This is a genomic window from Geobacillus sp. YHL (genome assembly GCF_022341265.1).
GTDB lineage: Bacteria > Bacillota > Bacilli > Bacillales > Anoxybacillaceae > Geobacillus > Geobacillus thermoleovorans.
Window position 1 is genome coordinate 1 of sequence record NZ_JAEIGB010000005.1, and the last position, 13,239, is coordinate 13,239.

Annotated in this window: 16 protein-coding genes; all 16 read left to right on the forward strand. The window is 55.2% G+C overall.

Annotated elements, in window-relative coordinates:
• A partial coding sequence (flhF, locus tag JCR24_RS06775; RefSeq protein ID WP_238980364.1) for a flagellar biosynthesis GTPase FlhF occupies positions 1 to 1,036 on the forward strand: 1,036 nt, incomplete at its 5' end.
• Complete coding sequence (locus tag JCR24_RS06780) at positions 1,030 to 1,896, forward strand: MinD/ParA family protein (RefSeq protein ID WP_020754634.1); 867 nt, start codon at positions 1,030 to 1,032, stop codon at positions 1,894 to 1,896. The genes flhF and JCR24_RS06780, both read left to right, overlap by 7 nt.
• Positions 1,897 to 1,905: 9 nt before the next feature.
• Positions 1,906 to 2,955 carry a protein-glutamate methylesterase/protein-glutamine glutaminase gene (locus tag JCR24_RS06785; protein WP_238980365.1) on the forward strand — a complete coding sequence of 350 codons (1,050 nt, stop codon included), beginning with the start codon at positions 1,906 to 1,908 and terminating at the stop codon, positions 2,953 to 2,955.
• 12 nt (positions 2,956 to 2,967) lie between these two features.
• On the forward strand, positions 2,968 to 4,968 hold the full coding sequence (locus tag JCR24_RS06790; protein WP_015374419.1) for a chemotaxis protein CheA: 2,001 nt from the start codon (positions 2,968 to 2,970) through the stop codon (positions 4,966 to 4,968).
• Between the two features lie 82 nt (positions 4,969 to 5,050).
• Positions 5,051 to 5,488 carry a chemotaxis protein CheW gene (locus JCR24_RS06795; RefSeq protein WP_015374420.1) on the forward strand — a complete coding sequence of 146 codons (438 nt, stop codon included), beginning with the start codon at positions 5,051 to 5,053 and terminating at the stop codon, positions 5,486 to 5,488.
• 22 nt (positions 5,489 to 5,510) lie between these two features.
• On the forward strand, positions 5,511 to 6,143 hold the full coding sequence (locus tag JCR24_RS06800; protein WP_011230744.1) for a chemotaxis protein CheC: 633 nt from the start codon (positions 5,511 to 5,513) through the stop codon (positions 6,141 to 6,143).
• A complete protein-coding gene (locus JCR24_RS06805) occupies positions 6,140 to 6,637 on the forward strand; it encodes a chemotaxis protein CheD (protein ID WP_011230745.1) in 498 nt (165 codons plus the stop codon). Before JCR24_RS06800 ends, JCR24_RS06805 begins: the two co-directional genes overlap by 4 nt.
• 38 nt (positions 6,638 to 6,675) lie before the next feature.
• Complete coding sequence (locus JCR24_RS06810; protein WP_033025095.1) at positions 6,676 to 7,431, forward strand: FliA/WhiG family RNA polymerase sigma factor; 756 nt, start codon at positions 6,676 to 6,678, stop codon at positions 7,429 to 7,431.
• Between the two features lie 16 nt (positions 7,432 to 7,447).
• Positions 7,448 to 7,693 (forward strand): hypothetical protein, encoded by a 246-nt coding sequence (locus JCR24_RS06815; protein ID WP_015374422.1) that lies wholly within the window; start codon positions 7,448 to 7,450, stop codon positions 7,691 to 7,693.
• Between the two features lie 8 nt (positions 7,694 to 7,701).
• Positions 7,702 to 8,319 (forward strand): hypothetical protein, encoded by a 618-nt coding sequence (locus JCR24_RS06820; RefSeq protein WP_238980366.1) that lies wholly within the window; start codon positions 7,702 to 7,704, stop codon positions 8,317 to 8,319.
• A 162-nt stretch (positions 8,320 to 8,481) separates the two neighbouring features.
• Positions 8,482 to 9,189 (forward strand): 30S ribosomal protein S2, encoded by a 708-nt coding sequence (gene rpsB, locus JCR24_RS06825; RefSeq protein WP_013145737.1) that lies wholly within the window; start codon positions 8,482 to 8,484, stop codon positions 9,187 to 9,189.
• Positions 9,190 to 9,346: 157 nt separating this feature from the next.
• Complete coding sequence (gene tsf, locus JCR24_RS06830; protein ID WP_011230750.1) at positions 9,347 to 10,231, forward strand: translation elongation factor Ts; 885 nt, start codon at positions 9,347 to 9,349, stop codon at positions 10,229 to 10,231.
• A gap of 68 nt (positions 10,232 to 10,299) precedes the next feature.
• A complete protein-coding gene (gene pyrH / locus JCR24_RS06835; RefSeq protein ID WP_011230751.1) occupies positions 10,300 to 11,022 on the forward strand; it encodes a UMP kinase in 723 nt (240 codons plus the stop codon).
• 2 nt (positions 11,023 to 11,024) lie between these two features.
• Positions 11,025 to 11,582 (forward strand): ribosome recycling factor, encoded by a 558-nt coding sequence (gene frr, locus JCR24_RS06840; RefSeq protein ID WP_011230752.1) that lies wholly within the window; start codon positions 11,025 to 11,027, stop codon positions 11,580 to 11,582.
• 82 nt (positions 11,583 to 11,664) lie between these two features.
• Positions 11,665 to 12,438, forward strand: coding sequence for an undecaprenyl pyrophosphate synthase (locus tag JCR24_RS06845; RefSeq protein WP_014195472.1), 774 nt, complete (start codon positions 11,665 to 11,667; stop codon positions 12,436 to 12,438).
• Positions 12,435 to 13,229: a phosphatidate cytidylyltransferase gene (locus JCR24_RS06850; protein ID WP_014195473.1), complete on the forward strand. Its 795-nt coding sequence runs from the start codon at positions 12,435 to 12,437 to the stop codon at positions 13,227 to 13,229. Before JCR24_RS06845 ends, JCR24_RS06850 begins: the two co-directional genes overlap by 4 nt.
• The last annotated feature ends 10 nt before the right edge of the window (positions 13,230 to 13,239 follow it).

Consider the following 13,239-nt stretch of genomic DNA (forward strand, 5'->3'; position numbering starts at 1 on the left):
TGCCGCCGCGTCTTTGACGCGTCAGCCGAGTGCCGCCGCGTCTTTGACGCGTCAGCCGGATGCCGCCGCGTCTTTGACGCGTCAGCCGAGTGCCGCCGCGTCTTTGACGCGTCAGCCGAGTGCTGCGTCCTTTGCCCCTTTGCCGGCGGCCGAGCGGGAGGAAGACGGCTCGCTTGCCCGTGAGATCGAGGAAGTCAAGGCGCTCATCCGTCAGTTCAACGCCCGCTCGTCTTCGCTTTTGTATCCTCCACCGCTTGCGGAAGCGGAACGGCGCCTCGTTCGGCAAGGGATGGCGGATGTGTACGTCCGCCAAGTGATGGATCGCCTGCTTGAACGGTGGTATGCCGACAAAGACGGCCGGTCGCCCGCTGCGGTCTCCGCCTGGACGAAAGAAGCGGTGCGCGATCTATTGTCGACGCTTCCGTTTGTCAAAACGGCGGAGCAAAAAAAGTATATGATTTTGCTTGGTCCGACCGGGGTTGGAAAAACGACGACGCTCGCCAAAATGGCAGGGCGCGCCGTCCTCGAGCAAGGGAAAAAAGTCGGGTTCATCACGGCCGACACGTACCGGATCGCCGCCATCGACCAACTGAAGACGTATGCCGACATTTTGCACGCTCCGTTGGAAGTATGCTACAATGCCGACGATTTTCGGACGGCGAAGCGGAAATTGGCCGGCTGCGATCTCGTGTTCGTCGATACGGCTGGCCGCAACTTCCGCAATCCGCAATACGTGGATGAACTGCAGCAAACGCTCGAGTTTGACAGCGAAACGGAAACGTTTCTTGTATTCGCCGCCACGGGAAAGTATGACGATATGAAAACGATTTACAACCACTTTTCCCACCTGCCGATCGATCGGCTGATCGTGACGAAGCTCGATGAGACGGACTCGTTTGGAACGATCGTCAATGTGTTGCTTGACAGCCGGCTTGCCGCCGCCTATTTCACGAACGGGCAAAATGTGCCGGACGACATGGTGGAAGCGTCCGCAGACCGGCTCGTTCATCTGCTGTTTGGGGCGGAGCGATGGTGAGCGATCAAGCAGAACGGCTGCGCTATGAGCTGGGCCGCCGGCTGACGCCGGCGGCGGGGCCGCGGACCATCGCGGTGACGAGCGGGAAAGGCGGAGTCGGCAAGTCAAACCTTTCGCTCAATTTTTCGCTGTCGCTCTCGAAGCTCGGGTTTCGCGTCTTGCTGCTTGATATGGACATCGGCATGGGCAACATCGACATTTTGCTCGGCCAGTCGTCGCCATTGACGCTTTCGGATTGGTTTTCCGCGCGGTTGCCGCTTTCCGAGCTGGTAAAAAGCGGACCGGAGCATCTATCGTATATTGCTGGGGGGACGGGCGCCGCGCAATGGTTGAGTGTCGATCGATCCGCTATCGACTATTTGTTGGCCGAGCTGCAGACGGTGGCGTCGCGATATGATTATCTCATTTTCGATATGGGGGCGGGTGCCTCAGAAGAACGATTGTATTTTTTAAAGTCCGTCGACGATGTGTTTATTGTCACGACGCCAGAGCCGACCGCGATGATGGATGCGTACGCCATGATGAAATATATGCACACCGCCGGCAGCGAGGCTCCGTTTTCCGTCATCGTCAACCGCGCCGGCAGCGAGCGGGAAGGATATGGCGTCTTTTCGCGCCTGCAGCATGCCGCCAGTCGGTTTTTCCATAAAGACATCGCCTTGCTTGGCGTCGTTCCTGAAGACCGGACTGTGGCGCGCTGTGTCGTCCGGCAAACGCCGTTTGTTCTCTTTGATCCGGCGGCGAAGGCGAGCCGGGCAGTGCGTCAAATGGCGTGCCGCTATGCGGCGGGAGGAGAAAAAGAGCCGGAGCGGGCTCCCCGCTTTTTTGCGAAGCTGCGTCAACTTTTGCTAGAAAGGTAGAGACGGAACATGAAGACGATCAAGGTGCTTGTCGTCGATGACTCGGCGTTTATGCGCAAATGGATCAGTGATTTTTTGTCCGAGCATCCGCGCCTCGAAGTCATCGGAACAGCTCGCAACGGCCGGGAGGCGCTCGAGAAAATCGCTGCCCTAAGGCCGGATGTCGTGACGCTTGATGTGGAAATGCCGGTCATGAACGGGCTCGAAACGTTGCAGCGCATCATGCGGGATCATCCCGTGCCGGTCGTCATGGTGTCAAGCACGACGACCGAAGGGGCGGAAAACACGATCGCCGCCATGCAGTACGGGGCGGTCGACTTTGTCGCCAAGCCGTCCGGACCGATTTCGCTCGATTTGTACAAAGTGAAAGACGAGCTGATTGGCAAAGTGCTGCACGCGAGCGAAGCGAACGTGGCTGCCTTGACTGCTCCGCGCCGCCAACGTCCGTCTTGGCGCCCATCGTTCAAAGCGGCGGCGCGCCCGCAACAGGCCATCGTTGCGATCGGCACTTCCACCGGCGGCCCGCGCGCGCTCGAGACGGTGCTGACGCAGCTTCCGCCCGATCTAGCCGCTCCGGTCGTCGCTGTCCAGCATATGCCCAAAGGGTTTACGGCGTCGCTCGCCAATCGGCTTGATGCGCTTGTCGCGATCACGGTCAAGGAGGCGGAAGACGGGGAAGTGCTGCAAAATGGCACCGCCTATATCGCGCCAGGCGGCGTCCATCTCATCGTTCGTGAAGAAGGCGGCGCGCTTAAAGCCCGTTTCGACGAATCGCCGCCGCGCGCCGGCCATCGTCCGGCTGTTGACGTGTTGTTCGAGTCGCTCGCTGCCATTCGCCGCTGTCGGAAAATCGCGGTGATTATGACCGGCATGGGAAGCGACGGAACAGTAGGGTTGAAAATCCTGAAGGAAAGCGGGAACACAAAAGCGATCGCGGAAGCGCGCGAGACAGCCGTTGTCTTTGGGATGCCAAGAGCGGCGATCGAGGCTGGCGTCGTTGATGTCATCGCACCGCTTGACAGCATCGCCGCTGCCATCGTCCAATCGATCGGGGAGTGAGGGGGAAACGGCATGGACATGAGCCAATATTTGGATTTATTTATTGATGAAAGCAAAGAGCATTTGCAGGCGATCAACGAGCGGCTGTTGGAACTTGAAAAAACGCCGGAGGACATGTCTGTGGTGAATGATATTTTCCGTTCGGCCCATACGTTGAAAGGCATGTCCGCCACGATGGGGTTTGAAGATTTGGCCAATTTGACGCACCAAATGGAAAACGTGCTCGATGGCATACGCAATCGGCGGCTTTCCGTTACCCCGGAATTGCTTGACGTCATTTTTGAGGCCGTCGACCATTTGGAGGCGATGATCAGTTCCATCGCTGCAGGCGGCGACGGAACGCGCGATGTAAGGAGAACAGTCGAACAGCTGAAACGAATCGAGCAAGGGGAGATGCCCAACAAGCAGGCAGCAAGGGAAGAACCGCCCCTTGAACATGCGTATGGGGAATTTGAATACCATGTGCTCGAGCAGGCGAAGGAGCAGGGATTTTCCGTCTACGAAATCCGCGTTCGGCTTCGCGATGACTGCTTGTTGAAAGCAGCGCGCGTCTATATGGTGTTTGAACAGCTGAATGAAGTCGGAGAAATTGTGAAAGCAACGCCGCCGGTCGAGATGCTGGAGGAAGAACAGTTTGACCGGGAGTTTCTCGTTACGGTCGTATCCAAAGCGCCAGCCGATGAGTTGCAAAAGCGGCTGATGGGCATTTCGGAAATTGATGACGTCAAGGTGTCTAGGCTATCGAGCGATGAACCGTCGGCAGAAAGTGAGAAAGCGGCTGCGCCCCAACAACCGGCCGCTATGGAGCAGGCCGCGGCCGTTCAAGCCGAAGCAGAGGCGCCGGAAAAACAAACAGTAAAACAGGCGACGAAAACGATCCGCGTCAACATTGAACGGCTCGATCGGTTGATGAACTTATTTGAAGAATTGGTTGTTGATCGCGGTCGGCTTGAGCAAATTTCCCGCGAGCTGAACCATGCCGAATTGACGGAAACGGTCGAGCGGATGTCTCGCATCTCGAGCGATTTGCAGACGATCATTTTAAATATGCGCATGGTGCCGGTCGAAACGGTGTTCAACCGCTTTCCGCGCATGGTGCGCCAGCTCGCCCGCGAGCTCGGCAAAAAGGTGCGTCTTGACATCATCGGCGCGGATACCGAGCTTGACCGGACGGTGATCGATGAAATCGGCGACCCGCTTGTCCATTTGATCCGCAATGCGCTCGACCACGGCATCGAAGCGCCGGACGTCCGGGCGGCGCGCGGAAAGCCAGAAGAAGGGATCATTCAATTGCGAGCGTACCATAGCGGCAACCATGTCTTTATTGAAATCGAAGATGACGGCGCCGGCATTTCCCGGGAGAAGGTGCTGCAAAAGGCGAAAAGCCGCGGCATTGTCTCGCCGCAGGCGGCGGAGCATTTGAACGATCAGCAAATTTACGAGCTTATTTTCGCTCCCGGCTTTTCGACCGCTGAAAAAGTTTCGGACATTTCCGGCCGCGGCGTCGGTTTGGATGTCGTCAAAAGCACGATTGAATCGCTCGGCGGCACCGTTTCGGTCGATTCGCAGCCTGGAAAAGGGTCGCTCTTTTCCATTCAGCTGCCGCTCACATTGTCGATCATTTCGGTGTTGCTCGTTCAAATCGCTGAGGAAACGTACGCGATTCCGCTGTCATCGATCATTGAGACGGCGCTGGTGAAAAAAGAAGAGATTTTTTCCGCCCACAACCAGCCGGTCATCGATTTTCGCGGCAAAATCGTGCCGCTCGTCCGCCTGAAAGACGTCTTTGCTGTTCCCGGAGCGGCCGATGACGGAGATGCGGTGGCGGTCGTGATCGTCCGGAAAGGAGAAAAACTGGCGGCGCTGGCGGTTGACTCGTTTATCGGGCAGCAAGAAGTCGTGTTGAAATCGCTTGGAAACTATTTATCTTCCGTTTTTGCCATCTCGGGGGCGACGATTTTAGGAGACGGCCGAGTGGCGCTGATTATCGACTGCAACGCGCTCGTGAAGTAGGAGATGGCCGTGTCGGTGCGGGGGCGCCTATGGCGTTGATCTGCCGTTTTCAGTGGCATGTCGAAAAAAAGGGGAGGATTGGATGACGGCCAGTGTGCAAGCAGACTGGAAAGTGATTGCGTTTCGCCTGAAAGATGAAGAATATGCTCTGCCGGTGCAGCATGTCCGTTCCATCGAGAAAATGCAGCCGATCACGCGCGTGCCGGGGACAGCCCATTATGTAAAAGGGGTCATCAACTTGCGCGGTGTTGTGACGCCGATCATCGATTTGCGCGAGCGGTTTGGATTTGCCCCCGAACCATATGGGGAGCAGACGCGGATCATTATCGCCGCTCTTGAAGATATGGAAGTCGGGCTTATCGTCGATGCTGCGAATGATGTCCTTGATCTGCCGACGGAAAGCATCGAACCGCCGCCAGAGGCCATTGGCTCCGTTGAGGCAAGTTACATCGACGGCGTGGCGAAAGTGGAGAATCGGCTCCTCATTTTGCTCGATTTGGCGAAAGTGCTCGACCGATAACCTGTAGAGAGGAGCATTGACCTTGGACGATATTCGCAACTTGACGGGGATGCATATTGACATTTTGCGCGAAATCGGCAACATTGGCGCCGGCAACGCGGCGACGGCTTTGTCGACGTTGCTGAACAAGAAAATTGAAATGGCGGTGCCGCGCGTTCAAATTGCGACGTTTGCCGAAATGATGGAATCAATCGGTGGACCGGAACAAGTAGTGGCGTGCGTCTATTTGCGCATCGAAGGAGAAGCGCCGGGAAACATGTTTTTCGTGCTGCCGCCGGAACAGGCTGAGCGGTTTGTCCGCCGGATGATTGGCGATGACTCATTTTCGTTTCAAGGAGAAGCCCATGAGCTTGGCTGCTCGGCGCTTCAGGAGCTCGGCAATATTTTAGCCGGTTCGTATTTGTCGGCATTGGCTGACTTTACGCGGCTCAACTTGCACCCGTCTGTGCCGGCATTGGCCATTGACATGATCGGAGCTGTGCTGTCGTTTGGGTTGCTTGAGCTGTCGCGCGTTGGCGATTACGCCATTTTGATTGACACAGCCATTTACGATGAACGGCGCCCGGACGAAAGCATCAACGGCCATTTCTTTCTTCTGCCTGACCCCGAGTCGTTTTCCACTATCTTTCGAGCACTAGGTGTGGATGGTCTATGAGCACAGCGCAGGCTGTCAAAATCGGCATTGCGGAAATGGAGGTCGTCATAGCGCCGAATGTCATCCGCACATGCGGGCTTGGGTCGTGCGTCGGCGTCGTCATTTACGATGCAGGCAAGGCGGTTGCCGGCATGGCGCATGTCATGCTTCCGCATTCCTCGATGGCGCGCGGCGGAGTCATCAATGCGGCTAAATACGCTGATACGGCGGTCGAGGCGCTCGTTCAGCTTGTCATTGCCGCTGGCGGGCGGAAAGGGATGCTGAAAGCGAAGCTGGCCGGCGGGGCGCAAATGTTTTCGTTTTCGACAGTTGGCGGCGATATGATGCGCATTGGCGCGCGCAATGTGGAGGAAGTGAAAAAGCAGCTCGAGCGGCTTCACATTCCGGTCGTCGCCGAAGATGTCGGGGGCCATAGCGGCCGCACGATCGAATTTAATCCGCAGACGGGCGTGCTCTCCATCCGCACCGCCGCTCAAGAAATCAAGGAAATATGACCGGGATGCGCCGTTTCCGCAAGGCAAGGGGGAGAATAATGGGAAGCGCGCTAAAAGGAGAAGAACGGAAATATTGGGAGGAGTGGATCCATGGCCGCGACCGTCGCGCGGCCGAGGAGCTGGTGCAGCGCTATATGCCGCTTGTTTTCTACCACGTGCAGCGGCTTTCGGCGACGCTGCCGAGCTCCGTGCCGAAGGATGAGCTCGTCAGCCTTGGACTCGTCGGCTTATACGATGCGTTGGAGAAATTTGATCCATCGCGTGATTTGAAGTTCGACACGTACGCCTCGTTCCGCATCCGCGGCGCCATCTTAGACGGTTTGCGCAAAGAAGACTGGCTGCCGCGCAGCATGCGCGATAAGGCCAAAAAAATTGAGGAAGCGATCGAGCGGCTTGAACAGCGGCACATGCGATCGGTGACGGCGAAAGAGATCGCCGCTGAGCTCGGGATGACGGAAGAGGAAGTGCAGGCGGCGGCGAGTGAAACGTTTTTTTCCCATTGGCTGCCGCTCGGGCAGACGACCGTCGACGAAGATGAAGGACTGCTTTCGGTTCGCGACGACCGCGCTCCGCTTCCCGAGGAGCAAATCGTTAAGCAGGAAATGATCGAAAAGCTGGCTGAAGCCATCGGACAGCTGAATGAAAAAGAGCAGCTCGTCATCAGTTTGTTTTACAAAGAGGAGCTGACGTTTACAGAAATCGGGAGCCTTTTGCATTTGTCGACATCAAGAATTTCGCAAATTCATGCGAAAGCGCTTTGGAAACTGCGCCGCTTCTTTGAAAAAGAGCCATGAGGGGAGAGAAAACGCGATGGACATCCAGCTTCCAGCGTTGCAAAGCGTCATGCCGAAAGCGCCCGACGCGGAAAGGCTTCAAACCTCAACGCAACAACATTCCTATGCCGTGCAGGCGCAAATGGCAGCTGCCGGCCAAAAGCGGGCGGAGCGTGCGCGCCGTCGGGTGACGGATAAACGAACGAGCGCCCGTCTTGAGCAGGAGGCGTCCCGTTTTGGAGGACACCCTTATAAAGGAAAAACGATCGACATTCAAGGATAGTGAACATCATGATGGCATTTTGGCTAACGATCAGTTTGCTGTTGCACGCCTTGTCGTTTTGGTTGATCATTGTGCTTTTCCTTCGCCTGTCGCGGCTTGGCGAGGCGGAGAGGCGGGCCGAGGAGCTCGAGGAAGCCATGACCGCTTATCTCGCTGCCTGGAAGGAAGAAAACGAGCGCTTTTTGGCTGAACTTGACTCGTTGCTTAATAGCGGCGCGGCTCCATTCGTTTCTGCACCGGAAACGAACGATGCGCCCAGTGGGCAACGGGGCGCGAACGGGAAAGAGACGGCGTCCATGCCGGGGGCAGGAGGCGGTGAAATCGGAGCGGGGTTCGAAAAGCGAACAGCGGAAGCAAAAAAGGGGGAAAACGAGCCGGCGGAGCGGGGAGAAACCGAAAAACGCACAGAAACAAGCCGTCCAAGCGCCGCTCCGGGCTATTTCCCAGACATCGAAGCGGTCAAGGATGTGCTCGAACTTTCACACGCCCGACCGGCCGACGCGAGTGAGCTTGCTCGCCGCCTATATGCGGAAGGAGAGACAGTCGAGGAAATTGCCAAACAGCTCGGCAAAGGGAAAACGGAAGTCGAGCTATGGCTCAAATTTGCGCAAAAAACGAATCAATAGGCGAATAACAGCTTGATTTGCCGCTTGCAGTTGTGATATATTTTTTCATGGTGTGAATACACACGCCTGGTGATTTCAGCAACGGTGCTGGCAACGCCAGTCTTGCTGAAAGATGAGGCAGGCGGAGGACCAAAAACCACTAAGGAAACAGGAGGAGCATACATGTCGGTTATTTCGATGAAACAACTGCTTGAAGCTGGCGTCCACTTTGGACATCAGACGCGCCGTTGGAATCCGAAGATGAAAAAATACATTTTCACGGAGCGCAACGGCATCTATATCATCGACTTGCAAAAAACGGTGAAAAAAGTCGAGGAAGCATACAACTTCGTTCGCGAATTGGCGGCGAATGGCGGCAAAATTTTGTTCGTCGGCACGAAAAAACAAGCGCAAGAGTCGGTGAAGGAAGAAGCGGAACGCTGCGGCATGTTTTATGTCAACCAACGCTGGCTCGGCGGCACGCTGACGAACTTCGCTACGATCCAAAAGCGGATCAAACGGCTGCGTGAAATTGAAAAAATGGAAGAAGATGGAATATTTGACGTTCTGCCGAAAAAAGAAGTCATTCGCTTGAAAAAAGAAAAAGAGCGTCTTGAGAAGTTTTTGGGCGGCATCAAAGACATGAAAGAGTTGCCGGATGCGTTGTTTGTCATTGACCCGCGCAAAGAGCGGATCGCGGTGGCGGAAGCGCGCAAGCTGAACATCCCGATCATCGGCATCGTCGACACGAACTGCGATCCGGATGAAATTGACTATGTCATTCCGGCCAACGACGACGCCATCCGCGCTGTTAAGCTGTTGACTTCGAAAATCGCCGACGCCGTGCTTGAGGCGAAACAAGGCGAAGAAGCGGCCGTCGCAGCAGAGTAACGATGCACAAGAAAGGTGATAAGAGGGGAAAGCCTTTTATCACCTTTTTTTGAGACAGAAATGAGCAACTTTTGGCTATACTAACGAATAAGGGCAAAACGGGAAGCCGCTGCCGGCACCGATACATATACGGGACAATGAGAAGGAGGATTTTTTTATGGCGATTACAGCACAAATGGTGAAAGAACTGCGCGAAAAAACAGGCGCAGGCATGATGGACTGCAAAAAGGCGCTCACCGAAACAAACGGTGACATGGAGAAAGCGATCGACTGGCTGCGCGAAAAAGGAATTGCCAAAGCGGCGAAAAAAGCGGACCGCATCGCGGCCGAAGGGATGGCGTACATCGCGGTGGAAGGCAATACCGCCGTCATTTTGGAAGTGAACTCGGAAACGGACTTCGTTGCGAAAAACGAAGCATTCCAAACGCTTGTCAAAGAGCTGGCCGCCCACTTGCTGAAACAAAAGCCGGCTTCGCTTGATGAAGCGCTCGGTCAAACGATGGACAACGGCTCGACCGTCCAAGACTACATCAACGAAGCGATCGCTAAAATTGGTGAAAAAATTACGCTTCGCCGCTTTGCCGTCGTCAATAAAGCGGACGGCGAAACGTTCGGTGCGTACTTGCACATGGGCGGGCGCATCGGCGTATTAACGTTATTAGCCGGCAATGCGAGCGAAGACGTCGCCAAAGATGTGGCCATGCACATTGCCGCACTTCATCCGAAATACGTCTCGCGCGACGACGTGCCGCAGGAAGAGATTGCGCATGAGCGTGAAGTGTTGAAGCAGCAAGCCTTAAACGAAGGCAAGCCGGAGAAAATCGTTGAAAAAATGGTCGAAGGCCGGCTGAACAAGTTTTACGAAGACGTCTGCCTGCTCGAGCAAGCGTTCGTGAAAAACCCGGATGTGACGGTGCGCCAATACGTCGAATCGAACGGAGCAACAGTCAAGCAGTTCATCCGTTACGAAGTCGGCGAAGGGCTCGAAAAACGCCAAGACAATTTTGCAGAAGAAGTCATGAGCCAAGTCAGAAAACAATGACGGACCGCAACAGGGAACACGCGCGTGTTCCCTGTTTTTCAAAGTGATTCGCATCATGGAGGTTGGACATGGAACAGCCAAAATACAAACGCGTCGTGTTAAAGTTGAGCGGGGAAGCGCTCGCCGGAAAGCAAGGGTTTGGCATTCAACCGGCGGTCATTCAGTCGATCGCCAAACAAGTGAAAGAAGTTGTTGAACTGGGCGTCGAGGTCGCCATCGTCGTCGGCGGCGGCAACATTTGGCGTGGAAAAACGGGAAGCGAAATGGGCATGGACCGGGCGACGGCTGATTACATGGGCATGTTGGCGACGGTGATGAATGCCCTCGCCTTGCAGGACAGCCTTGAGCAGCTCGGTGTGGAAACGCGGGTGCAAACATCGATTGAAATGCGGCAAGTGGCCGAACCGTACATTCGCCGCCGGGCGATTCGCCATCTTGAGAAAAAACGAGTTGTCATTTTCGCCGCCGGCACAGGCAACCCGTACTTTTCGACCGATACGACCGCGGCGCTCAGGGCGGCGGAAATCGAGGCGGACGTCATTTTAATGGCGAAAAACAACGTCGATGGCGTCTACAGCGCCGACCCGAACGTCGACGCCAATGCGGTCAAATACGATGAGCTGTCGTACTTGGACGTCATCAAGCAAGGGCTCGGCGTCATGGATTCGACTGCTTCCTCGCTTTGCATGGACAACAACATTCCGCTCATCGTCTTCTCGATTATGGAAGAAGGCAATATTAAACGCGCTGTGTTAGGTGAAAACATCGGAACGATCGTAAGGGGGAAATAACGATGGCAAAGCAAGTGATCCAACAGGCGAAAGAAAAGATGGATAAAGCGGTGCAAGCGTTCACCCGCGAGCTGGCAAGCATTCGTGCCGGACGGGCGAACGCAGGGCTGCTTGAGAAAGTAACCGTTGACTATTACGGCGTGCCGACGCCAATCAACCAACTGGCCTCCATCAGCGTGCCGGAAGCGCGGCTGCTTGTCATTCAGCCGTACGACAAATCGGCCATTAAAGAAATGGAAAAAGCGATTTTAGCATCGGATTTAGGGCTGACGCCATCGAATGATGGATCGGTCATTCGTCTTGTCATTCCGCCGCTCACCGAGGAACGGCGCCGCGAGCTCGCGAAGCTTGTCAAAAAGTATTCAGAAGACGCGAAAGTCGCGGTGCGCAACATCCGCCGCGATGCGAACGATGAATTGAAAAAACTCGAGAAAAACGGCGAGATTACGGAAGATGAGCTCCGCAGCTACACGGACGAAGTGCAAAAGCTGACCGATGACCACATCGCCAAAATTGACGCCATCACAAAAGAAAAAGAAAAAGAAGTGATGGAAGTATAGGCAAAACCATGCAAACCCTCTATGTTGATGGAGGGTTTTTTTGCTATAATGGAAAGGCAAAACACGATCCCGGAGGACTCGTATGTTCAATAAAATGCGAAAAACAAAAGAGAAAGACGTCCCGGTGACGAAAGAAGAGGTGCTCAGGCATCCGATGCCGAACCACGTCGCCATCATTATGGACGGAAACGGGAGATGGGCGAAAAAGCGGGCGCTGCCAAGGGCGGCCGGCCATTACGAAGGCATGCAAGTTGTGCGCAAAATCACTCGTTTTGCGAATGAGCTGGGGATTCAGATTTTGTCGCTTTACGCGTTTTCGACAGAAAACTGGAAACGTCCGAAAAGTGAAGTCGATTATTTGATGAAGCTGCCGGAACAGTTTTTGACGACGTTTCTTCCCGAGCTCGTCGCCGAAAATGTCAAAGTCCAAGTGATCGGTCATGCGGAGGCGCTGCCTGATCATACGCGCCGGGCGGTCGAGAAAGCCGTGAAGGAAACAAGCGGCAACACCGGCCTTGTGTTAAACTTTGCCCTTAATTATGGAAGCCGGGCGGAAATCACTGCCGCCGTAAAGCAGATCGCCAAAGACGTTGAACGCGGGATGCTCGCGCCGGAAGACATCACCGAGCCGCTCATTTCCTCGTACTTGATGACGAGCGGGCTCGCTGACCCTGACTTGCTCATCCGTACGAGCGGGGAGATTCGCTTGAGCAATTTCATGCTTTGGCAGTTGGCGTATACGGAACTTTGGTTTACGGATGTCTTATGGCCGGATTTTACGGAGCAACATTTCTTAGAGGCGATTGCCGCTTACCAGCGGCGCGACCGCCGATTTGGAGGAGTGTCAGCGCGATGAAGCAGCGAATCATCACCGGAGTCATAGCGGCGGCGCTCTTTTTGCCGATTGTTATTTTTGGCGGATTTCCGTTTATAATAGTAACATATATATTGGCCACGATTGGGCTGTTTGAATTGTTGCGGATGAAAGGGATGCACCCGTTGTCGTTTGTCGGGGCGGCTGGATTGATCGCCCTTTGGCTGTTGCTCGTTCCCGCCCGTTACGGCGGCGAGTGGTTGGCGTCTGGGACCGCCAAATTTGGCGTGCTCGCCGCTTTGGCTTTTTTGCTGCTTGTCGGCACAGTCGTGACGAAAAATGCGCTCTCGTTCGATGAGGCGGCGTTTGTCGTTTTGGCGGTCGTCTATGTCGGCGTAGGGTTTTTCTGTTTCGGCGCTGTTCGTTTGGTTGGGTTCGTGTACTTCGTTTATGCCTTGTTTGTCATTTGGGCGACTGACATTGGGGCGTATTTCTTTGGCCGCGCGTTTGGCCGGCGCAAGCTATGGCCGGAGATCAGCCCAAAAAAAACGGTGGAAGGCGCCATCGGCGGCATCGCTTCAGCGGCTGTTGTCGCCGCGATTTACGAGTGGGCGGCGGCGCCGTTTGGCAGTTTGGCGGCCGCGCTTGGCGTCGCGCTGCTGCTGTCGGCGTTCGGTCAGCTCGGCGATTTGATCGAATCGGCATTTAAGCGCCATTACGGCGTCAAAGATTCCGGGGCGATTTTGCCGGGACATGGCGGCATTTTAGATCGGTTTGACAGCTTGCTGTTCGTGCTGCCGATATTGTACATATTGCTTGAAATCGCACGATAAGCGGGTGAGG